Source organism: Bradyrhizobium genosp. A (assembly GCF_049949275.1).
Taxonomy (GTDB): domain Bacteria; phylum Pseudomonadota; class Alphaproteobacteria; order Rhizobiales; family Xanthobacteraceae; genus Bradyrhizobium.
In genome coordinates this window covers 4,825,823-4,848,682 of the sequence record NZ_CP188196.1, presented here as the reverse complement: position 1 = coordinate 4,848,682, position 22,860 = coordinate 4,825,823, and the positions used below count along the sequence as shown (strand labels likewise).

Sequence of the window (22,860 nt, the reverse complement as noted above, 5' to 3'; positions counted from 1 at the left end):
ATTGCTTTGGTTCTCTGCCTGCGCATGATCTCCGCGCAAACGCTGTGCCTCTGTCCCGAGGGAGGACGGCCTACTCTTCCGGATCATGCATTAGCGCGGCGCCGTGATCGGTGGCGGGCTCGCCTCCGGCGTCTTCTTCGGCTTCAGCGTGCCGGCATAGAAGGAGACCAGCCAGACCAGGAGGACGGCGAGAAGATAGACGCCCCAGGCCTGCGGCGGCGTCATCGCCCAGCGCAGCAGGCCTTTGAATGTACGGGGCGGGCTTTTGTCTTCGGTCATGCTGCGCTTGTGCGCGAAAGCGGTGGCACGGTCAATCCGGCCGGGACGCCGCGCGGATCAGGAACAGCGCGGCTAGCGCCGACAGGCTGAGCGCGGACGACACCATCAGCACCTTGGCACCCATGACGTCAATGAGCAGGCCAAAGGCCAGCGGCGCCACCGCCTGCGCCATCCGCGCCGGCGCGCCGATGATGCCGAGGCGGTAGCCGAAATCTTTCGGGCCGAAGATCGAGAGCGGCAGCGTTCCGCGGGCAATCGTCAAAATGCCGTTGCCGGAGCCGTGCAGCAGCGCAAAGGCGCTCGCGGCAGGCGCGCCGGCGATGGCGACGACGGCAGCTCCGATCGGATGGGTGAGGCAGGCGAGCCGCGTCGACCACAGCGGATGGAAGCGAGAGAGAACACTCGCCTCCAGAATGCGCGCGATCACCTGCGCCGGGCCGATCAGCGCGCCGGCCGCAATCGCCTCGACATGTGTCGCGCCCGTTGCCTCGAGAATGCGCGGGAAATGCACGGCCATGGCGCCGGTGACGGTCCAGACCGCGGCAAAGACGAAGGCGAGCAGGATCATCGTGCGGTCGAGCGGCAAATGCGGCTTCTCGGCCGTTGGCGCGGCCTGCTTCGCGCCCTTGATCGCCGGCAGCATGACAAAATTGAGGGGCAGGCCGATCAAGATGTTGGCGGCGGCCCAGGCGAGGCACGTTTCGCGCCAGCCGATATGGGCGAGCCCCCAGGCGGTGAGGGGCCAGCCGACGGTCGAGGCAAAGCCCGCCATCAGCGTGATGCCGGTGATGGGCCTGCGCGCCTCCGTGCCGTAGATGCGACCGAGCGCGGCGAAGGCGGCGTCATAGAGCCCCATCGCCATGCCGATCCCGAGCACGAGCCAGGCGAACGCCATCACCGCGACCGATTGCGAGAATCCGAGCAGGACGAGGCCGGCGGCGATGGTCAGGTTTGAGGCCGATAGCACCTGCCGCCCACCGAAAAGGTCGATCTGCCGGCCGATGCGCGGCCCCAGCATTGCGGAGATCACGAGCGAGGCGGAGAATGCGCCAAAAATCCAGTTGGTGGAGATGCCGAGGTCGTGCGCGATGGGATCGGCGAGCAGGGCCGGCAAATAATAGCTCGAGGCCCAGGCTAGCGTCTGCGTCGTGCCGAGCGCCAGGATGATCGGAAGCTGGCGCTGGCTCATGTCCTCGTATTTCTGGTCGGCGGTGTCATTGGTTGCATTTGCGGCCCGAGGCCGGAGCACGTCAACAGCGTCTGCGACATGTTCGACCTGCTGCGGCGGGAGCCTTCGCTGCGCACGGTCCGCGCGTGGCCTTTCGCTCGTCACGAATGCACGCCATAATGGCGTATGCAATTAACCTCGCGCCTTGCGTTGATGAACTGGCTGGCCGGCCAGGGGCTCACCGGCCTGCCCGAACCCGAACTGCTGCGCGGCTTCTGCGAGCGCTGCCGGGCCGAGGGACTGGAACTCTCGCGCGGGCTCGTCGTCATCGACACGCTGCATCCGATCTACGAGGGCCGCGCCTTCCGCTGGAGCGATACGCCGACCAACGAGAGCGACGTCATGGAATACAGGTCGACGGCAGAGGGGGACGCGGCCAAGAACTGGCGCCGCTCGGTGTTCTATCATTTGCTCGAGCATGGCCACGACGAAATGGTGATCGACCTCGCCGACGCGCCCTCGCTCGATTTCTCGCAAATCGGCGACCTCGCCGAAACGGGTCACCGCCATTTCCTGGCTTTCGTGCACCGCTTCGGCGAGACCGGAGCGCTCGGGCAGATGGACTGCCTCTACTCTTCCTGGACGACGCGACGCGACGATGGCTTTACGGAGGCCGAGCTCGCTGCGCTACGCGATCTCGTTCCGGTGCTGGGACTCGCGATCAAATCGGCGCAGCAGGTCGACATCGTTCGGACGCTGGGACGCGTCTATCTCGGGCGCGATGCGTCAGAGCAGGTCCTCCGCGGGCGTATCACGCGCGGCGTCACCGAGCGCATCAATGCCGTGCTCTGGTATTCGGATCTGCGCGGCTCGACCGGGATCGGCGAGAGCATCGGGCCGGACGAGATCATCCCGTTCCTTAACGACTACGCCCAGGCCGTGATCGACGCGATTCACGACGCCGGCGGCGACGTGCTGAAGCTGATCGGCGACGGCGTGCTTGCCATGTTCTGGGGCGAAGACATGGCGGATGCGCGGCGGGCCGCATTACGGGCCGAGCACCTGTTCCGCAAGAATGTCGCGGCGCTGAATGCTCGCCGGGCGGCGGAGGGCCGTCCGACGACGTCAGCCTATATCGGGCTGCATGTGGGCGAGGTCTTTTACGGCAATATCGGCAGCGAGGACCGGCTCGATTTCACCGTGGTGGGTCCGACCGTCAACGAGGTCAGCCGCATCGCCTCGATGAGCCGCTCGGTCGATCGCGAGCTGCTGGCGTCGGCGGAGTTCTACAAGGGCCTCGACGCCGCCGGCCGCCGCTATCTCGTCTCCACGGGTCGTTACGCGCTGCGTGGCATCGGCCGCGCGCAGGACCTCTACACGCTCGATCCCGAAGTCGACGCGAGCGAGCCGGTGACGGGGAGCTACGAGCGGTATCTGGCGAATTAGCACCGCGCCGCCGCTTCGTCCCCCACCATGGCCGGCTGCCGATCCAGCGCCACCGCGGGCGAGAGCCAGATGATCAGCGCTTGCACGCCGAACACGGTCGCAGCGAGATAGAGGCACGCTTCCGCGCTCCAGAAGCCACCGACGATGGCGCCCAGCGCCGAGCCGAGTGGGCGGGCACCATAGCTCATGATGTTGATCGCGGAGACGCGCCCCAGCAGACGCGGCGGCGTCACCGACTGGCGCAAGGTCGTGGTCGAGATCACCCACAGGATCGGCCCGACGCCGAGCAGGAAGAAGCTGAGACCCGCGAGCCACGGTGAGGGCACCAGCACCGTCAGTGCCATCACCACAGCTGCGACGAAGCCGGTGACCGGGCCGAGGCCGACCACGGTGCCGAACGCGATACGCTTCATCACGCGCGTGGCGAACAGCGCGCCGATCACCATGCCGACGCCGTACATCGTCAGTACGGTGCCGACACCGGCGGCGGTCAGGCCGAGATGGCGCACCGCGTAGGGCACGAACACCGCGATCTGCAGGAACCAGCCGGTGTTGAAAATGAACTGTGTGATGAACACCGGCCGCAGCAGCGGATGGTGGAACACGAAGGCGGCGCCCTCGCGGATGTCCTGGAACGGATGACGGCGCGGCGAGGGAGCACGCGCAGGTTCGTAGATGCCGGAGAGCAGCACGACGGCGATGGCCGAGAGTGCGGCGGCAAAGCCGAAGGCCGGGCTCGCACCCCACCATCCCACCAGCGCGCCGCCGAGCGCAGGCCCACTTGCAAAGGCGATGGTGCGGGCAAGCTCGATGCGGGCATTCGCAGCCGGCAACAGCTCCGCGCTCACCAGCGAGGGCACCAGGGCCGGCGCGGCCACGCTGTAGACGACCGTGCCGCAGACGGCGGCAAAGCCGAGCAGCGCCAGCAGCGACAGATTGAGCGCGCCGAGCGCGAGCAGGAGCACGATGGTTGCAAGCGCCGCGGCCCTTAGCGCCTCGGCACCCGCCATCAGCGAGCGGCGGGAGATGCGGTCGGCAAGCAGGCCGGCGGGAATGGCGAACAGGACGAAGGGCAAAGTGAGGGCGGTCTGCAGCAGACCGGTCTGGCCCTCGGCCACACCTAGCGTCAGCACGGCGACGATGGGAGCCGCGGCCAGCGCGATCTGCTCGGCCGACTGCGCCGCGAGGTTCGACCAGGCGAGGCGATTGAAGGTGTCGGGGAGGCGAGGGGGATTTGACATGGCTCATATCCTGCAAAGTCGGATTGGCGCCAGTATCGACTGCCGGGGACTGCCAAACCCACCCGCTTCCCGACAGGGGCGTGGATAAAACCGGCAGCAACGGGAACCGATGCGGCTAGATGCAGTTGCAAATGAGTTGCAATAAGCCTCGACATCGGTATTGTGCCAGCATGGATGCCCGATCGCCCGATCTGACCCAAGAATTGACCCAAGACGCCGCCGGCTGGCGCGCCGACGCGCCGATGACGAAGAGCTTGGCCGAGGTGAACGCCACGGTGGCCATCCCCACGGCAGGGAGCTGGTGGCGACGATTTCTGGCCTTCGTCGGCCCGGGCTACATGGTCTCGGTCGGCTACATGGACCCCGGCAACTGGGCGACCGACCTCGCCGGCGGGTCGAAGTTTGGCTATACCCTGCTGTCCGTCATCCTGCTCTCGAACCTGATGGCGATCCTGCTGCAGTCCTTGGCGGCGCGGCTCGGCATCGTCACCGACCGCGATCTCGCGCAGGCCTGCCGCGCGACCTACTCGCCCGCGGTGAATTTTCTGCTCTGGTTGGCTTGCGAAGCGGCGATCATCGCCTGCGATCTCGCCGAGGTGATCGGCACCGCGATCGCGCTGAAACTTCTGTTCGGCATTCCCCTGATTGGCGGCGCGCTGATCGCCGCGCTGGATGCCTTCCTGCTGCTCGTCCTGATGAACCGCGGCTTCCGCTTCCTCGAAGCCTTCGTCATCGCGCTGCTGGTCGTGATCGCCGTCTGCTTCACGGTCCAGCTTGCCGCGGCAGCGCCGCCGGTTGCCGAGATGCTCAGGGGATTTGTGCCGAAGACCGAGATCTTCACCAATCCCGAGATGCTCTACATTGCGATCGGCATCATCGGCGCGACCGTGATGCCGCATAATCTCTACATGCATTCGTCGATCGTGCAGACGCGCGCCTATGCGCGCAACGACGAGGGCCGTCGCGAAGCGATCAAGTGGGCGACAGCGGACTCGACCATCGCGTTGATGCTGGCGCTGTTCATCAATGCCGCGATCCTCGTCGTGGCTGCGGCGACCTTCCATAAGAGCGGCCATTCCGACGTCGCCGAGATCGACCAGGCCTTTGAGCTGCTGTCGCCGCTGCTCGGCCTCGGTATCGCCTCGACGCTGTTCGCGGTGGCGCTGCTCGCTTCGGGCCTGAATTCGACGGTGACGGCGACGCTCGCCGGCCAGATCGTGATGGAAGGCTTTCTTGACCTGCGCCTGCCGAGCTGGGCGCGCCGCCTGCTCACGCGCGGTATCGCCATCGTCCCGGTGATCATCGTCACCGCGATCTATGGCGAACGCGGCACCGCGGATCTGCTGGTGTTCAGCCAGGTCGTGCTGTCGATGCAGCTGCCTTTCGCGGTCATCCCGCTGGTCCGCTTCGTCTCCGACCGCCGCAAGATGGGGCAGTTCGCGATCCCCCCATACGTCGCCGCGATCGCGTGGATCGTCGCGGGCGTGATCGTGATTTTGAACGTGAAGTTGCTGGTGGATACGCTGTTCGGGTGAGCGCTAGTCCTGCGGCTCGGACGTCGCATCGCCCTGCGCGTCGATGCGCAGCCAGCCTGAGGGTGCGAGGCGCTGCTGCGGCAGGAAGCGGGCCTTGTAGTCCATCTTCTTGGAGCCTTCGATCCAGTAGCCGAGATAGACGTAGGGCAGGCCTTGCCGGCGGGCGCGGGCGATGTGGTCGAGGATCATGAAGGTGCCCATCGAGCGGCTGACCTGGCTCGGCTCGAAGAACGAATAGACCATCGACAGGCCGTCGCTGAGCACGTCGGTGAGCGCCACCGCGATCAGCTCCTCGCCCCGGCCGGTGATGCCGCTGTCGGGACCGCGCTTGCGATATTCGATGATGCGGGTCTCGACATGGCTGTCCTCGACCATCATGGCGTAGTCGAGCACGGTCATGTCGGCCATGCCGCCATGGCGGTGGCGGGCGTCGAGATAGGCGCGGAACACCGAATACTGCTCGGAGGTCGGCACCGCGCTACGCTGCTCGCCGATGATGTCGGAATTGCGCGCCATCACCTTGCGGAAGTTGCGGGAGGGACGGAACTCGTTGGCGACCACGCGGACCGACACGCAGGCCCGGCACTGGTCGCAGGCCGGCCGGTAGGCGATCGACTGGCTGCGGCGGAACCCGCCATGGGTCAGGAGGTCGTTGAGATCGCCGGCGCGGTCACCCACGAGGTGCGTGAACACCTTGCGCTCGTGCCGGCCCGGCAGATACGGGCAGGGGGACGGCGCCGTGAGGTAAAATTGTGGGGTATCGCGCGAGTGCTGGGTCAAGGGACGTCGTGGGCCTCCGAAGTAAGTATCAGCATCGCGCTACGCAGGCTCCCGGTCAATCGGTCCGCTTGGCAGACCAGATCAGTCAGCTTAGCGGAACCTGGTTAGTAGGTCCTTGATCATCGGGTCCTCAATACGTCCTTGCCGTCTGCGGCACCGGCGCCCGAACGGAATTGTTGATCACGACCGTTCCCAGCACGAAATCGTGCAACAGGCGTCGGCGGCCGTTGAACAGGCCGACCAGCACGACGAAGGGCGACAGGAACGAAACCGTCACCCAGAACAGCACGGCGTGGGTGGCGCCGAGGACAAAGTAGCCGGGCGCGCCATACCAGGTGCGCAACTCCAGATCCATGATCCGCATCCCAATCGTCGCGGACGAGGGGCCGCCGATGCAGGCGCCGTAATAGACGATGGCCCAGACCACGGAGGCCGGCCAGGCCAGCCAGAACAGCGCCCAGCCGATGCCGAGCGTCACCACGCCGAACAAGGCGATGAAGATGTAGCCGAGGATGACGGGAACGGAGATCACGACCATGTCGATCAGGAACGCAAACACGCGCCGCGTCGCGACGCCGCGAAACAGTTCCGGATGCAGGTAGGGATCATAGGCGTGAGCCGCGCCGTCACTGCGCCAGGCATTGCCCGAGTCCGAATACGACATGTCCGTTCTCCCAGGGGAAACTCCCGTGGCAGGACATGGGAACAGGCCCTTCCCCTGCCAAGGGCGCGCGGGCGTCAACAAGCCGAAATATTCCGGCAATTCGGGGGCGGGGAGGCCGCTGGCGCGGCTGCCGTAGGGTGGGCAAAGGCGCGTCAGCGCCGTGCCCACCATCGTTCCGTGATTTCAAGCAGAATGGTGGGCACGCTACGCTTTGCCCACCCTACGATGCCTTACACTTGGCTCCGCAGCTTCTCCGCCGCCTTCGGCGCAAAATAGCTGAGCACGCCATCCGCGCCGGCGCGCTTGAAGGCGAGCAGGCTCTCCATCATCGCGCGGTCGCCGTCGAGCCAGCCGTTGTTGGCCGCGGCTGCGATCATCGCGTATTCGCCGGAGACCTGGTAGGCGAAGGTCGGCATCGCGAACGTGTCCTTCACGCGGCGGACCACGTCGAGATAGGGCATGCCGGGCTTCACCATCACCATGTCGGCGCCTTCGGAGATGTCGAGCTCGACTTCGCGCAGCGCTTCGTCGGTGTTGGCGCTGTCCATCTGGTAGGTGCGCTTGTCGCCGGTCAGCGTCTTGGCCGAGCCGATGGCGTCGCGGAACGGGCCGTAGAAGGCCGAGGCGTATTTCGCGGCATAGGCCATGATCTGCACGTCGAGCAGGCCGGTGCGGTCCAGCCCCTCGCGGATCGCGGCGACGCGGCCGTCCATCATGTCCGAGGGCGCGATGATGTCGCAGCCGGCTTCGGCCTGCACCAGCGCCTGACGCACCAGCACTGCGACCGTCTCGTCGTTCAAAATCTTGCCGTCGACGATCAGGCCGTCATGGCCGTGGCTGGTGAAGGGATCGAGCGCGACATCGCAGAGGATGCCGATGTCAGGGAACTCCTTCTTGATCGCGCGCACCGCCTGACAGACCAGATTGTTCGGGTTGGTCGCTTCCGAGCCTTCCTCGTCGCGCAAGGAGGGGTCGGTGTAGGGAAACAGCGCGAGGCAGGGGATCGTCAGCTTCATGGCGCGCTCGGCCTCGCGCACGGCCTGGTCGACGCTGAGACGCTCGACGCCGGGCATCGAGGCGATCTGCTCGCGCTTGTTGTTGCCGTCGATCAGGAACAGCGGCCAGATCAGATCGTCGGTGGTGAGCACGTTCTCGCGCACCATGCGCCGGGCCCATTCGGCCTTGCGGTTGCGGCGCGGGCGGACGGTCAGATCGAGGGCATGAGGCACCGCTGCACCAGTCCCGCGCGCGACCTCGCGCAGTTCGATCGGACGTCCGTATTTGATCGCCATCACTCTTCCTCCGGCTGGAATTATTCTTATACCAGCTCGCATGGTTCCCGTCACCGCGGCTTGACCTCCCGCAAGGGATGGGCTGCCGATTGATTTTGCGGGGCGAACCAGCCAGAAGGGGGGCCATGTCCGAGATCTCCACCCGCGATGCGGCCCGCGACAGCGCCAATGCCAGGGACGCCGTCAGAGACAGCGCCCGAGACAATGCGATGTCGGTGGCGGCGATCTCGTCGGAGCGCCCCGAGTCCGACGATAGTGTCTGGACGCGCCGGCTGGTGCTGTTCCTGCGGGTGATGGCGCTGCTGTCGATCCTCAAGGGCCTCTATCACTGGGCGCAGGTGACGGGCTTCGTCGGCGGCGAGGACGAGGCGTTCGAGAACCAATCAATGGCCTGGCAGGCTTCGACCATCTACTTCGCCGTGATCGAGCTCGTCGCCGCCGTCGGCCTCTGGCTCGCCACGCCCTGGGGCGCGGTGGTGTGGCTCACGACCGTGGTCTCGATGGCGGTGATCGAGCTGATGTTCCCCGGCATCTATGGCGGCAGCCTCGTCGTGGTCGGCGTCGAGGCCTTCATGCTCGCTGCCTATCTTGCGCTCGCCTGGATGGCCGCGCGTGAGCGGCCGCCATAGCCTCCGACAAAAATATCGAAAACAACCCCATGCAAAGTAGCCGTCGCGGGCAAGCATGCGTCAAGCGACGCCGCAACGACGATTTGACACGTCGGGGCAAAACAGTGGCGTAAGCCCATCGTCGCGCCAAAGGGGCTGTCGCGCGCATCGATGATTGCGCTGCACCGTCAATTCCCGTTGTTCCCTTCTAGCTGATCGCTTTTTAGTGTACCATCCGGTCGCTGCGCAACTGCGAGGAGACAGCCGGTGACAACGATCACGGATTGGCTGGCCTCGCTCGGATTGTCCCAGTATGCGGGCCGGTTTGCTGAAAACGGCATCGATCTTTCCGTGGTCCCGGATCTGACGGACCAGGACCTCAAGGACATCGGCGTCTTGCTCGGCCATCGCCGGAAGATGCTGCGCGCGATCAGTGCGCTTGCAGGCACCGGCGCCGCTCCAACCCAGCCGCCCGCAGTCGCGCCCGAGCGGAAGCACCAGCATGATGCCGAGCGACGCCAGGTGACAGTGATGTTCGCCGATCTCGTCGGTTCGACCGCGCTCTCCGCCCGCATGGACCCGGAGGATCTCCGAGACATCATTTCTGCGTATCAGCAGTGCGTCGCCGAGGCCGTCGGCCGCTTCAACGGATTCGTGGCTAAATACATGGGCGATGGCGTGCTCGTCTATTTTGGCTACCCCACGGCTCACGAGGACGATGTCGAGCGGGCCGTACGGGCGGGACTGGAACTGATCGCGGAGGTTAGAAAGCTGAAGACCCGTGCTTCGCTGCAAACTCGCGTCGGCATTGCAACCGGCCTGGTCGTGGTCGGCGACCTGCTCGGATCCGGTGAAGCCCAGGAGCGCGGCATCGTCGGCGAGACGCCGAACCTCGCCGCGCGATTGCAGGGGGTTGCCGAACCGGACAGCGTGGTGATCGCCGAGGGCACGCGGAAGCTGCTCGGCAATCTCTTCGAGCTTCACGACTTGGGCGCCCAGAACCTCAAGGGCCTTGCCGGACCGACGCGGGCCTGGGCGGTGCTGCGGGGCGGCTCCATAGAGAGCCGCTTCGAGGCGTTGCGCTCGGTCCGGACGACGCCGCTCGTCGGCCGGACCGAGGAGTTCGAGTTGCTGCTGCGGCGCTGGCAGCAGGTCCAGTCTGGCGAAGGACGCATGGTGGTCCTCACCGGCGAGCCGGGCATCGGCAAGTCTCGCATTGCGGCTGCTGTCCAGGGACATCTACAACTTGATCCGCATGCCCGACTGCGCCAGTTCTGCTCTCCACATCACCAGTCCACGCCACTGCACCCCTGGATCGGCCAATTCGAACGGGCCGCTGGCTTGACGCGCGACGACACGGCCATGGAGAAGCTTACGAAATTGGAGGTCGTACTCGCCCGATCCCATACGCCACCCGAGGAAATCGGCTTCATCGCTGCATTGCTGTCAGTCCCGAATGCTGGGCGCTATCCGCTTCCCCAATTGAGCCCGCAAAGGCATAGGGAAGGCACCTTGAATGCACTCCTGGCGCACATGGAGCGCCTGGCGGCGCGGCAACCTCTGTTGGTTGTGTACGAGGACGTCCACTGGATCGATCCAACGACGCTCGAGTTGCTGACACTGACGATCGAGCGAGTGCAGCGCCTGCCGGTGCTATTGCTCGTCACGGCACGGCCGGAGTTCAGACCACCTTGGCCGGGCTATGCGCATGTGACCCACATTGAGCTCGGGCGCATCGGCCGAGACGAAGGGTCATCGTTGATTGCGCAGGTCACGGGCGGCAAGATGCTGCCCGGCGAGGTGTTGCAACAGATCCTTGCCCGAACCGACGGTATCCCCTTATTCATCGAGGAGCTGACCAAGGCCGTGGTTGAGAGTGGTGTCCTCACCGACCTTGGCGATCGATACGTGGCGGCAGGTCCATTGCCGGCCCTAGCCATCCCGACTTCGCTAAACGCCTCGCTGCTGGCGCGGCTCGATCGCCTGGCACCGGTGCGGGAAGTGGCGCAGATCGGGGCGGCGCTCGGACGTCAGTTCTCGCACGCGCTGATCAGCGCCGTTACGTCTATGCCTCAGCCGCAACTGGATGATGCCCTGGCACAACTCGTGCACGCCGAATTGATCTTCCGGCGTGGGACTCCTCCCGACGCACAATACACCTTCAAGCATGCCCTGGTTCAGGATGCCGCGTATGGCACCTTGCTGCGCGCCAGGCGGCAGCAGCTGCATGGCAGTATAGCCGCTACCCTCGAACGCCAATTTCCAGAAATCGTAGAGATGCAGCCCGAGCGACTGGCGCAGCATTGCGCGGAAGCGGGCTTCGTCGAGAAGGCCGTTGGTTACTGCCTCAAGACAGGCCAGAAGGCCATTGCACGGGGCACCATGATCGAAGCGGTGGCACAGCTCAGGAAGGGTCTCGACATCCTCACTGGTCTGCCCGACGGCGCCGCACGCCGGGAGCAGGAGCTTGATCTGCAGATCGCACTCGGACACGCACTGGAGACGACGAAGGGACTGGCCGAGGTTGAGACCGGGGAAGTCTACGCTCGCGCGCGTCAACTCTGCGAGCAACTAAAGCGACCGGAGCAATTGGGACTTGTCCTCTACGGCCAATATTTGTTTCGCATCGTCCGTGGCGAGCTGGAGCAAGCGGAGCATCACGCCGGGGAGCTGTGTCACCTGCGTGAGGCCGGGGACGACGCGATGTGGAGGTGTTTTGGGTCGCAAATCAGTGGGAACATCTGCTTCTACCTCGGCAAGTTCTCTGACGTCCGCGTTTACCATGAGAGTGCTTTCTCTTTATGGGACTCGACGTATCGAGCCTTCGCGCCGACGGCGGAGGATCCCTACGTTGGAGCCATGATCCATTTTTTCCGGACACTGCTCTGCCTCGGTCATCTCGACCTGGCGCGTTCGCGGCGGGACGAGGCTCTGGCCGAGTCGCAACGGCTCTCGCCCTTTATGCGGGCCTTCGCGTTACGCCAGGCCTGGTATGGCGACTGGGCGCTCGATGGAATTCAATCAGCCAATACAATGCTTGCGTCAGCGAACGAGATCGTGGCCGTCTCGAACGAGCATGGCTTCCGCGACTCGTTGGCGATCGGAAACATCATACGCGGCTGGTGTCTGGCCGGCCTGGGGCAAGCCGCGGAGGGCATCCCGCAACTCCTTCAGGGGCTGACAGTGTGCCGCGCTGGGGGGCGCAAATTGATGATTCCTTTTTTTCTGACGACCCTCGCCGAGGCTTACGGAATGGCGGCGCAGGCGCAAGAAGGGCTCGATCATCTCGCCGAGACGGAGAAGTTGGTTGAGACGACACACGAGCGGTGGATCGAGGCCGAAATACATCGGATGCGGGGCAGGCTACTGCTGTCCACGCACGAGCACGCTGCAGCCGAGAACAGCTATCACCGCGCGCTCGAAGTCGCGCAGCGACAGGGCGCAAAGTTCTGGCAGCTGCGTGCGGCCCTGGACCTCGCTCGGCTCTGGCGCGATCAGGGCAAGCGAGCTGAGGCGCGCGATCTCCTCTCGCCCGTCTACGGCTGGTTCACTGAAGGTTTTGACACCCGTGACTTGAAAGACGCGAAGGTTCTGCTCATCGATCTGGCGCAATGAGGACCTTTTCAAATTACACGGCAGCGAGGAGCAGCCGGATCACGATCGATCGGTACGGGCTCGCGATCCATGTGTTCTTCTGATTTTTGGGGTGATAGGCAAAGGCCGCACCAAATCGTATCCTGCTCGCACTGGGCCGGTTTGAGAAGGCCGCTTTCGTTCGCTAGACATGTAAGCGGCGCTTACCTAACACGTGTTGATTGCATCTCTTCATTGTCGCACTTTGTCAATGTCATAGGCTGAGGCTAGTGTGTCCGGGACATGCAGCTTGAAAAGGGGCGCCAATGCACCAGGATTCAGGGCGGGACTGCCATTGTTTCGACCGCCGCAATTTTCTCAGGCTCGCGGGCGGAGCGACCGCAGCCGCATTCGGCGGCGGAAGCCTGCTCTTCGCGGGTGATGCCCGCGCAGACGCTCTTACGAAGGAGTTGCGCGACAAGTTGACTCCGGAGCAGATCATCGAAGCAATGAAGAAAGGCAACAGGCGCTTTCGGAGGGGCGAAAGGAAGGAGCGCAACTATCTTCGCGAACAGAAGGCAAGCGCTTCGGGACAATATCCTGCGGCGGCACTGCTGACCTGCATGGACGCGCGCGCCCCGGCCGAGGTCATCATGGACCTTGGCATCGGCGATATTTTCAACTGTCGGGTCGCGGGCAACGTTGAAAACGCCGATATTCTGGGCAGTCTGGAGTACGCCTGCAAACTGGCGGGTGCCAAAGTCGTGCTTGTTATGGGTCACACCGGCTGTGGTGCAATCAAGGGCGCCATCGATAACGCCGAGCTGGGCAATCTCACGGGATTGCTGGCCAAGATCAAACCCGCAGTTCAAGCGACAGCCTATACGGGCGAGCGGTCGGCGAAGAATTACGCCTTTGTGGACGCCGTTGCGCGCAAGAACGTTGAAATGACCGTGGCCGATATCCGGAAAGTCAGTCCGGTTCTGGCTGAGTTGGAGGCCAAGGGTACCATCAAGATCACCGGCGCAATGTATAACCTCGAAACGGGCGCCGTGGAGTTCTTCAGCTGAAGTTCGCGCGGGGCCAGTCGTGGAGCCGGGCTCGATCGAGAAGGTTGGTTTTGTTTCGAGCACCGCGGTGACGGTTCTGCGACGGAATTGGCTCGCCATGAAACGATGGCGCTGGCCCGCGTTGGCGATAGCATTGCTTCTTGGGCTCGCCGCGCTCGGTTGGTTTGGTGGTAGCAGCCCCGATCGATCAGCGGAGCAATCATTCATGTCTCGTGCCGAACTTCGCCGGCAGGGCGCGGTGACCGTTCGCGCGGCGGTTTTGACTGACAATGAAAGCCAGCGCTACTTCGGCGCCTCCCTGGCCGACCACGGCATTCAGGCGATCTGGCTGGAGGTAGACAACGCCGGTGACTCCGTTCTGGAGTTTCTGCCGATCGTCACTGACCCAAATTATTTTGCGGAATCGGAGGTGGAACGGCTGCTCGGCAGATGGTGGCGAGGCAGCGCCAATGCGTTGATCAAGGCCGGAGTTGCGCAGGCCCCGATGCCGGACATCATCCGGCAGAAGCAGACCGCGGCGGGCTTCGTCTTCACCCACCGGGAAGGCGGTTTGAAACTGTTCAGCGTCGGATTCGAGACCGGCAAGGAGGAACTCCTGTTCCGGTTCGCGTTGCCGATCCGCGGGATGTCCTATGCGATCCAAAGGGTCGATTTCGGAAGCATCTATGCGCCAGCCACGATGAAGGACGTCGATCTGCCGGGGCTGCGCGCAGAACTGGCACAGCTACCCTGCTGCGCTGCCAACAGAAGCGGCACTGGTTATGGTGACCCGCTCAATATCGTGGTCATCGGCCGCGGACTGGACGCATTGTTTGCGTTCATTGGACGCGGATGGAAGCTGGACGAGCCATTCGACTTGCACAGCGTCTATCGGACGATCCAGGCGTTCCTGTTTCGCAGCGAATATCTCAACGCACCGGTCAGCCCGTTGCATGTTTTCGGGCGGGAGCAGGATGTCGCGCTGCAGAAGGCCCGCAACAACATAAGCTTGCGCAACCATTTGCGGCTATGGCTCGCGCCTTTCACGGTTGAAGGCCAGCAGGTCTGGGTCGGCCAAATCAGTCGCGACATTGGCATCAAGCTGACAACGCAGGTCTGGTACCTGACCACGCATGAAATTAGTCCGGACGTCGACCAGGACCGCTCCTATCTGCTGCAGGATCTGATCATGTCGGGGGCCGTTTCGCGCTTCGGCTTCGTACAGGGCGTCGGGGCATCGTCGATGCCTGACCCGCGCGCCAATCTTGGTGGCGATCCCTATCTGACCGATGGTCTTCGGGTCGTCATGTTCGTCGGCACGCCTCGCAGAGCTTTCGACAAAATCGAATTCCTGGATTGGGAGCGCCCTCGCCAACAGGGGCAACCGCCGTAAGCGCCGGTTTGCGCCAAAGCTACCTTCGACGGCCCTACGCTCCGGCATCCGGGTTCCAGCTCCAGCCCAGCGGCGCTTTGGCGCCGCTGCGCCTCCGGGCCACGACAGCGACTTCGCGCCTGATGGTTGACCGCGGGTTGCCTCAAATTTGCAGCAAGTTTTCGCGGATCCGAGCAAGCCGCCACACATCTTACAGCCTCGTTTCGAAACAGGGCAGGTTGTTCTGGAATGCGACAACGCCCTGCGCACGGAGGGTGAACAGGACCTTGCCAGGGTCAACAGACGGTTGCGAAAAGTGCTTGTGGCACAGGCTTAATCCGCAATTCACTGTCTTAAATTCATGATCTCTTTATTCTCTTATTTAAGCCGATCTTCAAACGCCCCCCTTAAGTTGCACCTATCAGACGGGACACAAGTTTCGTCGAATAAGTGTCGATAAAAACGACAACAGGGGAAGTGTCATGATGAAAGCCGTCGCAACTGCGGCAGATACCGCAGAGCGCGTTTCGGGCCCGCAGGGTTCGGTGCAGTCGCTCTATCTGGAAGCATTGACTCTGGTGGAGCGGCTGCATCGCCGGCTCCTCGACGTGATCAAGGACGAGTTCGATCGTCGTGGCCGCGCCGACATCAACTCCGTGCAGGCGCTCCTGCTCTATAACATCGGCGACAAGGAGCTGACCGCGGGCGAACTGCGCACGCGCGGTTACTATCTCGGCTCCAACGTGTCCTACAATCTGAAGAAGCTCGTCGAGCTCGGCTTCCTCGATCATCAGCGCTCGCGCGTTGACCGCCGCTCGGTGCGCATCCGCCTGACGCCGCAGGGCCAGGAAGTCCGCCGCATCGTCGACTCCCTCTACCAGAAGCACGTCAAGACCGTGGAACAGGTCGGCGGCATCTCGGGCGAGGAGTTCTCGACCCTCAACAAGTCGCTGCACCGCCTCGAGCGGTTCTGGACCGACCAGATCCTGTATCGGCTCTGAGCTTTCCAAAGGGATTTGGCCAAGCCGGCCCCCAACAAGACCGGCAGGCCATCCCGAACGTGCCTGACTTCCCCCAGCGCGCCGGCCCGGATTGTCCCGGACCGGTGCGTTTTGCCGTCTCGCGGTTGCGAAAAATCGACCGTCCGAACGGAACCAGTTCCCTGCCTCGCGGTTATCTCTCTGGATCGGAGGATGCGATGCTGGTCGAACGCGGGTTGCAGGCTATGAACGTCGAGCTCGTGAGCGATGCCTATGCGATCGCCGCGAATTACCTTCGCCGTTCCGGCGCGATCCCCGACACGCTCGTCACCAATGAGCGCCTGCTCGAGATCATCGTCAAGCTGCTCCAGCACGGCGAATTCAACAAGATCAGGCTTGCCAACAAGGCGATTGCGCGCTTTGAGGCGCAGGCCGAGGCCAGAGCGGTTGCCTGATCGAGACTCCCGAAACTTCAGAGAACCAGAGGGTGCCATGGAAGCCGCCATCGACCGCATCATGCAGACCTATGACCTGCTCGCCAACCGCACGTCCGCGGCGAGCGCTGAGGCGCGTTTGAAGGTGACGAACTACCTCAACACCTTGATGGAAGCCGGCGAGAAGGACCCCCACAGGTTGACAGTCTGCGGCCTGACCTATCTGCGCCAGCTCGATGGCAGCGTGGACCCCGTGAAGGCCGGGTATACCGGGCTGTAGGATAGATCCGGGGGGTGCTGGGGCGGCCTTAGGTCCGAATCGGGCCCTTCCGGGATGATCGGATCGGAGGGGTTTTCGGATAGCCGTCCTGGCGCTGAAATCCTTTCAGTCCCCACCATATCTTGCATAAATATCAGGCCCGACCCGCAAATGCTTGGCCGGGGGCGGGCGATGTGGTAGATCGCGCTCGCCGCTTCCGATCGCCACACCAGACCCGCCCGTAGCCCGCCAAACGGCTGCGGCGGTGGAGATATTCGCAAGATGACCCTCGCCAAAACCGCCTCCGCGCCCGATTCGTTTTTCACCGCCTCGCTCGAGCAGGCCGACCCGGAAATCGCAGCCGCCATCAAGGGTGAGCTCGGCCGGCAGCGCCATGAAGTCGAGTTGATTGCCTCCGAGAACATCGTCAGCCGGGCCGTGCTGGAAGCGCAGGGTTCGGTGATGACCAACAAGTACGCAGAGGGTTATCCGGGCGCGCGTTACTACGGCGGTTGTGAGTGGGTCGACGTCGCCGAGAACCTCGCGATCGATCGCGCCAAGAAGCTGTTCGGCGCCAATTTCGCCAACGTGCAGCCGAACTCCGGCAGCCAGATGAACCAGGCGGTGTTCCTGGCGCTGCTCCAGCCCGGCGACACCTTCATGGGCCTCGACCTCGCGGCCGGCGGCCATCTCACCCACGGCTCGCCCGTCAACATGAGCGGCAAGTGGTTCAAGGCCGTGCACTACACCGTGCGCCGCGAGGACCAGATCATCGACATGGACGCGGTCGCCAAGCAGGTCGAAGAGGTCAAGCCGAAGCTGATCGTCGCCGGCGGCTCGGCCTATTCGCGCGCCTGGGACTTCAAGCGTTTCCGCGAAATCGCGGACTCGGTCGGCGCGTATCTGCTGGTCGACATGGCGCACTTCGCGGGCCTCGTTGCCGGCGGCGTACATGCTTCGCCCGTGCCGCATGCCCACGTCACCACCACCACGACGCACAAGTCGCTGCGCGGCCCCCGCGGCGGCCTGATCCTCAGCAATGACGAGGTGCTCGCCAAGAAGCTCAACTCGGCGATCTTCCCGGGCCTGCAGGGCGGCCCGCTGATGCATGTGATCGCGGCGAAGGCGGTTGCCTTCGGCGAGGCGCTGCGTCCGGACTTCAAGGTCTATGCGAAGAACGTCGTCGAGAACGCCAAGGCGCTGGCCGAGACGCTGAAGAGCCATGGCTTCGATATTGTCTCCGGCGGCACCGATAACCATCTGATGCTGGTTGACCTCCGGCCGAAGGGTCTGAAGGGCAACGTCTCGGAGAAGGCGCTGGTCCGCGCCGCCATCACCTGCAACAAGAACGGCATTCCGTTCGACCCCGAAAAGCCGTTCGTCACCTCGGGCCTGCGTCTCGGTACGCCTGCGGCGACGACCCGCGGCTTCGGCGTCGCCGAATTCCAGCAGGTCGGCGGCATGATCGCCGAGGTCCTCAACGCGATCGCGCAGTCCGACGACGGCAAGGCGCCGCTGGTCGAAGCCGCGATCAAGGAACGGGTCAAGGCGCTCACCGACCGGTTCCCGATCTATCAGTAAGGCTGGGTTCAACGGATGCGCTGCCCGAACTGCAACAGTCTCGATACGCAGGTGAAGGACTCGCGTCCGACCGAGGATTCCTCGGTCATCCGCAGGCGGCGCGTATGCGTTGCCTGCGAATTCCGTTTCACCACTTTCGAGCGCGTGCAGCTGCGCGAGCTCACGGTGATCAAGCGCAACGGCCGCCGCGTGCCGTTCGACCGCGACAAGCTGATGCGCTCGGTGTCGATCAGTCTGCGCAAACGGCCGGTCGAGCCGGAGCGGGTGGAGAAGATGGTTTCCACCATCGTGCGCGAGCTCGAGACCGGGGGCGAGGCCGAAATTTCCTCCGAGGTGATCGGCGAGACCGTGATGGAGCATCTGCGCACGCTCGACGACGTTGCCTATGTGCGCTTCGCCTCGGTCTACCGCAATTTCCGCGAGGCCAAGGATTTCGCCGACGTGCTTGGCGAGCTCTCCGGTGAGGAGGAAGCGCGGCTCGCCGCGATCCGCAAATGATCTTCCGCATCCTGGAGGATCAATTCGCCCAGAAGATCCGCGAGTCCAAGGACGCCGATCGCCGCTTCATGCAGCTCGCGCTGGCACTGGGCAGGCGCGGGCAGGGGCGCACCTGGCCCAATCCGGCCGTCGGTGCCGTCATCGTGAAAGACGGCGTGATCGTCGGCCGCGGCTGGACCCAGCCGGGCGGGCGCCCGCATGCCGAGCCCGAAGCGCTGCGGCGGGCCGGTGAGGCGGCGCGCGGCGCCACGCTCTTTGTCACGCTCGAGCCATGCTCGCATTTCGGCAAGTCGCCGCCTTGCGCCGACGCGGTGATCGCCGCCGGCATCAAGCGGGTGGTGGCAGCGATCGAGGATCCCAATCCGGAAGTCGCAGGCCAGGGCCATGCGCGCCTGCGCGCGGCCGGCATCACCGTGGACGTGGGCCAGTGCGCGGCAGAGGCTGCGTTCGACCACGCCGGGCATTTCCGCCGCATCCGCGATCACCGCCCGCACGTGATCCTGAAGCTCGCGGTCTCTCCCGACGGCAAGATCGGCGCTGCTGGTGGCAAGCCGCTCGCGATCACGGGTGAGGCCGTGCGCAACCGCGTGCATCTGCTGCGCGCCTCGAGCGATGCCATCCTGGTCGGCATCGGCACGGTGCGGGCGGACGATCCGCAACTCAACTGCCGCCTGCCGGGCATGGCGGCACGCTCGCCGGTGCGCGTGGTGCTCGACCGGAGCCTGCGCATTCCCGCCGCGAGCCAGCTTGTTCGCTCGGCGCGTGAGACGCCGGTCTGGGTGATCGGCTCTGAGCTTGCAGAGGCTGCGGCCGCGACCCGCCTTGGTGCTGCCGGTGCGCAAATCATGCGCGTGCCTCCAGGCAATGCATCCGGGCTCGATCTTCCGGCCGTGCTGCATGCGCTCGCCGGGAAGGGCATCACGCGCCTGATGGTCGAGGGCGGCAGCCGCGTTGCGGCATCGTTCGTGTCCGCCGACCTTGTCGACGAGATCTGGCTGTTCCGCGGAGCGGAAGAGGTGGGCGCTGGCGGTGTCGATGCGCTCGATGCATTGCCCCTGTCGAAAATCACGCAGTCGCAGGCCTACAAGGTTCATGCTAGCGAGACATTCGATCGCGATACTCTCACCATCTACGAGCGCGCTTAACATGTTCACCGGCATTGTCACCGATATCGGCGAGATCGTCAGCTTCACGCCAACGGCGCAGGGCCAGCTGCACCGGCTGCGCATCGCCTGCAGCTATGACCAGACCACCATCGCCGACGGCGCCTCGATCGCCTGCAACGGCGTCTGCCTCACCGTCGTCGCTTCGGGCGTTGGGGGCGACAAGGACTCTGCTCAAAGGACCTGGTTCGACGTCGATGCCGCCGCCGAGACGCTGGCGCTGACGACGGCAAAGCACTGGAATGTCGGCACGCGGCTCAATCTCGAGCGCGCGCTCAAGATCGGCGACGAGCTCGGCGGCCACATCGTTGCCGGCCATGCCGACGGCATCGCGACCATCGTCGGCCGCGAGGACCTGCCCGACATGGCGCGGTTCGAGCTCTCCACCACGCGGGAGCTGGCGCGCTTCATCGCCACCAAGGGCTCGATCACGCTCGACGGCGTCTCGCTGACGGTCAATACGGTGAAGGACGTGGCCTTTTCGGTGCTGATCATCCCGCATACGCTTGATGTCACGACAATCGGCGGCTGGAAGGCGGGGACTGAGGTTAATATCGAGGTCGATTTGATGGCCCGCTATGCGGCGCGGCTGACGGAAATGACGGTTTAAAACTTGGCTTACCCGCCTGCGGCGACTACATAACGCGCCGACCCAAGAGACGACTTCAGAGACGACTTCACGAAACGGATTGAGACGATGGCAGACGCGCGGCGCGCACCCCTGAAGGACCAGACCGACATTTCCGGCGCGCGTGCGCTGATTGTCGAGGCGCGGTTCTATGACGATCTCCAGGACGCGCTTCTGGACGGCGCGGTCACCGAGTTGAAGGCGGCCGGCCTGATGCATGACGTCATCACGGTTCCCGGCGCGCTGGAAATCCCGGCGGCGGTCGCGATCGCGGTCGACGCGGCTGCGGCGAACGGCAAGCCCTATGACGCGGTGATCGCGCTCGGCTGCGTCATCCGCGGCGATACCATCCATTTCGAGATCGTCTCGCAGGAATCCTCGCGTGCGCTGATGGATCTTGCGGTGGCGCGAAAGCTGCCGCTCGGCAACGGCATCCTCACCGTCAACAATGAGGACCAGGCCTGGGCGCGGGCGCGCGCCAGCGAGCTCGACAAGGGCGGCGATGCCGCACGCGCAGCACTTGCGATGCTGCGCATCAAACGCCGCATGGCGCGGGCCTGAGCGATGGCTGACACCAGGAAACCGGCGGGATTTACGGAGAAGAAGGCGAACCGGCGCGGTGCCGCACGGCTCGCGGCCGTCCAGGCGCTGTACCAGATGGACATCGCCGGCGCCGGCATCAACGACATCTTTGCGGAGTTCGAGAGCCACTGGCTGGGCAACGAGGTCGAGGGCGACACCTATCTGCCGGCGGAAGCCGCGTTCTTTCGCGACGTCGTGTCCGGTGTCGTGCGCGACCAGAAGAAGCTCGATCCCCTGATCGACGAGGCGTTGTCGAAGGGTTGGCCGCTGAAGCGGATCGAGGCGATCCTGCGCGCGGTGTTGCGGGCAGGGGCCTATGAGCTGGAGCATCGCAAGGACGTGCCGGGCCGTGTCGTGGTCTCCGAATATGTCGACGTCGCCAATGCCTTCGTCGACCGCGAGGAGACCGGCATGGTCAACGCGGTGCTCGACCAGATCGGCCGCCAGTTTCGCGGTGACGAGTTCGGGCGGGGGTAATTTCCCGCGAGGGCGGTAAAGTGATGCGATACGGCTGCCCCATATTCCGCTGTCATCACCCGCGCAGGCGGGTGATCCAGTACGCCGCGGCCTATCGATTTCACACAACGGTCCCTGGAATACTGGATCGCCCGGTCAAGCCGGGCGATGACAGTAGTGTGTGGGGCTGATGGCCGACTCCCACAATCCCTCCGCCGAAGACTCCCTCATCGCGCGCTATTTCAAGCCGCTGGCGACGGATCCCGGTGCGTTCGGGCTGGTCGATGACGCCGCGATCCTGTCCTCGTCGGGCGACGACATCGTCGTCACCACCGATGCCGTGGTCGAGGGCGTGCATTATCTTGCCACCGATCCACCCGACACCATCGCGCGCAAGGCGCTGCGGGTGAACCTGTCCGATCTGGCCGCCAAAGGGGCTGCGCCCGCCGGCTTCGTGCTGACGCTGGCACTGCGCAGCGAGGAGGATGCCTGGCTCAGGCCGTTTGCGGATGCACTCGGCGAGGACGCGAAGACCTTTGCCTGCCCGCTGCTCGGCGGCGACACAGTGTCGACGCCGGGACCTCAGATGATCTCGATCACCGCCTTCGGCCGCGTGCCGAAGGGGCGAATGGTTGGCCGCACCGGCGCCAAGCCGGGTGACCTCATCCTGGTGACGGGGACGATCGGCGATGCCGCGCTCGGCCTCGACGTGCTCACCGGCGGCACGGCGGCCACGGCGCTTGCATCCGATCCAGCTGCAAGAGCAGCGCTGATCTCGCGCTATCGGATTCCTCAGCCGCGCAACGTGCTGGCGCAGGCCGTGCGCGACCACGCGACAGCGGCGATGGACGTGTCCGACGGGCTCGCCGGCGACCTGACGAAACTCTGCGCGGCATCCGGCGTCTCGGCCACGGTCAACGTGGCGAGCGTGCCCCTGTCACCTGCTGCGGCCAGCCTGGTCGCCCGCAACGCCATTTGCGTTGAGACGCTGCTTGCCGGGGGCGACGACTACGAGGTGCTGTGCACGGTACCGCCGGCACAGAGCGATGCGTTGGTTGCCGCGGGGCGGGCGGTGGGCCTGGCCGTCACGGCGATCGGCACCATCGCCGCAGGCCATGAGCGGCCGCGTTTCCTGGACGGGCAGGGCCAGGAACTCGCCTTGAAGCGTTTGTCCTACAGCCACTTCTAGCAATTGCGCCAGGCCGGCGGCCAGCCGCTCGGGATTAGGTCTAAATACTTGCCGAGATCGGCTTTTTCGGCCTCATCCGGCGT

At 64.6% G+C, this 22,860-nt stretch carries 22 protein-coding genes; 16 read left to right on the top strand and 6 right to left on the bottom strand.

What is annotated here, in order from left to right; translation table 11 throughout:
• Positions 1–90 precede the first annotated feature (90 nt).
• Both ACP2YP_RS22600 and ACP2YP_RS22595 read right to left on the bottom strand, forming a co-directional pair.
• Positions 91–279: a hypothetical protein gene (locus tag ACP2YP_RS22600; RefSeq protein ID WP_426418545.1), complete on the bottom strand. Its 189-nt coding sequence runs from the start codon at positions 277–279 to the stop codon at positions 91–93.
• Between the two features lie 31 nt (positions 280–310).
• A complete protein-coding gene (locus tag ACP2YP_RS22595) occupies positions 311–1,468 on the bottom strand; it encodes an MFS transporter (RefSeq protein WP_426426233.1) in 1,158 nt (385 codons plus the stop codon).
• A gap of 165 nt (positions 1,469–1,633) precedes the next feature.
• Between ACP2YP_RS22595 and ACP2YP_RS22590 the strand changes: the two genes are divergently transcribed.
• Positions 1,634–2,893, top strand: a complete 1,260-nt coding sequence (locus tag ACP2YP_RS22590; protein WP_426418544.1) for an adenylate/guanylate cyclase domain-containing protein — start codon at positions 1,634–1,636, stop codon at positions 2,891–2,893.
• Here the strand turns inward: ACP2YP_RS22590 and ACP2YP_RS22585 are convergent.
• Entirely contained in the window at positions 2,890–4,134 is a 1,245-nt protein-coding gene (locus ACP2YP_RS22585; RefSeq protein ID WP_426418543.1) for an MFS transporter, read from the bottom strand. The two genes, ACP2YP_RS22590 and ACP2YP_RS22585, sit on opposite strands and share 4 nt — an antisense overlap.
• 170 nt (positions 4,135–4,304) lie before the next feature.
• On the opposite strand from ACP2YP_RS22585, the gene ACP2YP_RS22580 reads away from it, so the two are divergent.
• Positions 4,305–5,669 carry an Nramp family divalent metal transporter gene (locus ACP2YP_RS22580; RefSeq protein ID WP_426418542.1) on the top strand — a complete coding sequence of 455 codons (1,365 nt, stop codon included), beginning with the start codon at positions 4,305–4,307 and terminating at the stop codon, positions 5,667–5,669.
• 3 nt (positions 5,670–5,672) lie between these two features.
• Here ACP2YP_RS22580 and ACP2YP_RS22575 read toward each other — a convergent pair whose 3' ends face one another.
• From ACP2YP_RS22575 to hemB, 3 genes are all read right to left on the bottom strand, one after another.
• A complete protein-coding gene (locus tag ACP2YP_RS22575) occupies positions 5,673–6,449 on the bottom strand; it encodes an arginyltransferase (protein WP_426418541.1) in 777 nt (258 codons plus the stop codon).
• A gap of 130 nt (positions 6,450–6,579) precedes the next feature.
• The gene (locus tag ACP2YP_RS22570) at positions 6,580–7,113 is read right to left on the bottom strand and encodes an RDD family protein (RefSeq protein ID WP_426418540.1); all 534 of its coding nucleotides are present in this window, start codon (positions 7,111–7,113) and stop codon (positions 6,580–6,582) included.
• Between the two features lie 230 nt (positions 7,114–7,343).
• A complete protein-coding gene (hemB, locus tag ACP2YP_RS22565) occupies positions 7,344–8,405 on the bottom strand; it encodes a porphobilinogen synthase (RefSeq protein WP_426418539.1) in 1,062 nt (353 codons plus the stop codon).
• A 125-nt stretch (positions 8,406–8,530) separates the two neighbouring features.
• Here hemB and ACP2YP_RS22560 point away from each other — a divergent pair, with 125 nt between their 5' ends.
• The 14 genes from ACP2YP_RS22560 (at position 8,531) to thiL (ending at position 22,777) form a co-directional block, all read left to right on the top strand.
• Positions 8,531–9,034 (top strand): DUF6163 family protein, encoded by a 504-nt coding sequence (locus ACP2YP_RS22560; protein ID WP_426418538.1) that lies wholly within the window; start codon positions 8,531–8,533, stop codon positions 9,032–9,034.
• 246 nt (positions 9,035–9,280) lie between these two features.
• The gene (locus tag ACP2YP_RS22555) at positions 9,281–12,628 is read left to right on the top strand and encodes an AAA family ATPase (RefSeq protein ID WP_426418537.1); all 3,348 of its coding nucleotides are present in this window, start codon (positions 9,281–9,283) and stop codon (positions 12,626–12,628) included.
• Positions 12,629–12,912: 284 nt separating this feature from the next.
• A complete protein-coding gene (locus ACP2YP_RS22550) occupies positions 12,913–13,656 on the top strand; it encodes a carbonic anhydrase family protein (protein WP_426418536.1) in 744 nt (247 codons plus the stop codon).
• Between the two features lie 19 nt (positions 13,657–13,675).
• Positions 13,676–15,028: an LssY C-terminal domain-containing protein gene (locus ACP2YP_RS22545; protein ID WP_426418535.1), complete on the top strand. Its 1,353-nt coding sequence runs from the start codon at positions 13,676–13,678 to the stop codon at positions 15,026–15,028.
• A gap of 461 nt (positions 15,029–15,489) precedes the next feature.
• Complete coding sequence (gene ldtR / locus ACP2YP_RS22540; RefSeq protein WP_027529973.1) at positions 15,490–16,008, top strand: transcriptional regulator LdtR; 519 nt, start codon at positions 15,490–15,492, stop codon at positions 16,006–16,008.
• Between the two features lie 197 nt (positions 16,009–16,205).
• Positions 16,206–16,442, top strand: a complete 237-nt coding sequence (locus tag ACP2YP_RS22535; protein WP_426418534.1) for a hypothetical protein — start codon at positions 16,206–16,208, stop codon at positions 16,440–16,442.
• A gap of 37 nt (positions 16,443–16,479) precedes the next feature.
• Positions 16,480–16,701, top strand: coding sequence for a hypothetical protein (locus ACP2YP_RS22530; protein ID WP_027529971.1), 222 nt, complete (start codon positions 16,480–16,482; stop codon positions 16,699–16,701).
• Positions 16,702–16,962: 261 nt separating this feature from the next.
• Entirely contained in the window at positions 16,963–18,261 is a 1,299-nt protein-coding gene (glyA, locus tag ACP2YP_RS22525; protein ID WP_426418533.1) for a serine hydroxymethyltransferase, read from the top strand.
• A gap of 15 nt (positions 18,262–18,276) precedes the next feature.
• The gene (gene nrdR, locus ACP2YP_RS22520) at positions 18,277–18,759 is read left to right on the top strand and encodes a transcriptional regulator NrdR (RefSeq protein ID WP_027529969.1); all 483 of its coding nucleotides are present in this window, start codon (positions 18,277–18,279) and stop codon (positions 18,757–18,759) included.
• The gene (ribD, locus tag ACP2YP_RS22515) at positions 18,756–19,904 is read left to right on the top strand and encodes a bifunctional diaminohydroxyphosphoribosylaminopyrimidine deaminase/5-amino-6-(5-phosphoribosylamino)uracil reductase RibD (RefSeq protein WP_426418532.1); all 1,149 of its coding nucleotides are present in this window, start codon (positions 18,756–18,758) and stop codon (positions 19,902–19,904) included. The genes nrdR and ribD overlap by 4 nt, the downstream gene beginning before the upstream one ends.
• Before the next feature lies 1 nt (position 19,905).
• The gene (locus ACP2YP_RS22510; RefSeq protein ID WP_426418531.1) at positions 19,906–20,532 is read left to right on the top strand and encodes a riboflavin synthase; all 627 of its coding nucleotides are present in this window, start codon (positions 19,906–19,908) and stop codon (positions 20,530–20,532) included.
• 87 nt (positions 20,533–20,619) lie between these two features.
• Positions 20,620–21,111 (top strand): 6,7-dimethyl-8-ribityllumazine synthase, encoded by a 492-nt coding sequence (ribH, locus tag ACP2YP_RS22505; RefSeq protein WP_426418530.1) that lies wholly within the window; start codon positions 20,620–20,622, stop codon positions 21,109–21,111.
• Between the two features lie 3 nt (positions 21,112–21,114).
• A complete protein-coding gene (nusB, locus tag ACP2YP_RS22500; protein ID WP_426418529.1) occupies positions 21,115–21,609 on the top strand; it encodes a transcription antitermination factor NusB in 495 nt (164 codons plus the stop codon).
• Positions 21,610–21,778: 169 nt separating this feature from the next.
• Entirely contained in the window at positions 21,779–22,777 is a 999-nt protein-coding gene (gene thiL, locus ACP2YP_RS22495) for a thiamine-phosphate kinase (protein ID WP_426418528.1), read from the top strand.
• The last annotated feature ends 83 nt before the right edge of the window (positions 22,778–22,860 follow it).

Excerpts from the sequence above, each read along its gene's own strand:
- ACP2YP_RS22600 (WP_426418545.1), bottom strand. The coding sequence starts at position 279 with ATGACCGAAGACAAAAGCCCGCCCCGTACATTCAAAGGCCTGCTGCGC.
- ACP2YP_RS22595 (WP_426426233.1), bottom strand. The coding sequence starts at position 1,468 with ATGAGCCAGCGCCAGCTTCCGATCATCCTGGCGCTCGGCACGACGCAG.
- ACP2YP_RS22590 (WP_426418544.1), top strand. The coding sequence starts at position 1,634 with ATGCAATTAACCTCGCGCCTTGCGTTGATGAACTGGCTGGCCGGCCAG.
- ACP2YP_RS22585 (WP_426418543.1), bottom strand. The coding sequence starts at position 4,134 with ATGTCAAATCCCCCTCGCCTCCCCGACACCTTCAATCGCCTCGCCTGG.
- ACP2YP_RS22580 (WP_426418542.1), top strand. The coding sequence starts at position 4,305 with ATGGATGCCCGATCGCCCGATCTGACCCAAGAATTGACCCAAGACGCC.
- ACP2YP_RS22570 (WP_426418540.1), bottom strand. The coding sequence starts at position 7,113 with ATGTCGTATTCGGACTCGGGCAATGCCTGGCGCAGTGACGGCGCGGCT.
- hemB (WP_426418539.1), bottom strand. The coding sequence starts at position 8,405 with ATGGCGATCAAATACGGACGTCCGATCGAACTGCGCGAGGTCGCGCGC.
- ACP2YP_RS22560 (WP_426418538.1), top strand. The coding sequence starts at position 8,531 with ATGTCCGAGATCTCCACCCGCGATGCGGCCCGCGACAGCGCCAATGCC.
- ACP2YP_RS22550 (WP_426418536.1), top strand. The coding sequence starts at position 12,913 with ATGCACCAGGATTCAGGGCGGGACTGCCATTGTTTCGACCGCCGCAAT.
- ldtR (WP_027529973.1), top strand. The coding sequence starts at position 15,490 with ATGATGAAAGCCGTCGCAACTGCGGCAGATACCGCAGAGCGCGTTTCG.
- ACP2YP_RS22535 (WP_426418534.1), top strand. The coding sequence starts at position 16,206 with ATGCTGGTCGAACGCGGGTTGCAGGCTATGAACGTCGAGCTCGTGAGC.
- ACP2YP_RS22530 (WP_027529971.1), top strand. The coding sequence starts at position 16,480 with ATGGAAGCCGCCATCGACCGCATCATGCAGACCTATGACCTGCTCGCC.
- glyA (WP_426418533.1), top strand. The coding sequence starts at position 16,963 with ATGACCCTCGCCAAAACCGCCTCCGCGCCCGATTCGTTTTTCACCGCC.
- nrdR (WP_027529969.1), top strand. The coding sequence starts at position 18,277 with ATGCGCTGCCCGAACTGCAACAGTCTCGATACGCAGGTGAAGGACTCG.
- ribD (WP_426418532.1), top strand. The coding sequence starts at position 18,756 with ATGATCTTCCGCATCCTGGAGGATCAATTCGCCCAGAAGATCCGCGAG.
- ACP2YP_RS22510 (WP_426418531.1), top strand. The coding sequence starts at position 19,906 with ATGTTCACCGGCATTGTCACCGATATCGGCGAGATCGTCAGCTTCACG.
- ribH (WP_426418530.1), top strand. The coding sequence starts at position 20,620 with ATGGCAGACGCGCGGCGCGCACCCCTGAAGGACCAGACCGACATTTCC.
- nusB (WP_426418529.1), top strand. The coding sequence starts at position 21,115 with ATGGCTGACACCAGGAAACCGGCGGGATTTACGGAGAAGAAGGCGAAC.
- thiL (WP_426418528.1), top strand. The coding sequence starts at position 21,779 with ATGGCCGACTCCCACAATCCCTCCGCCGAAGACTCCCTCATCGCGCGC.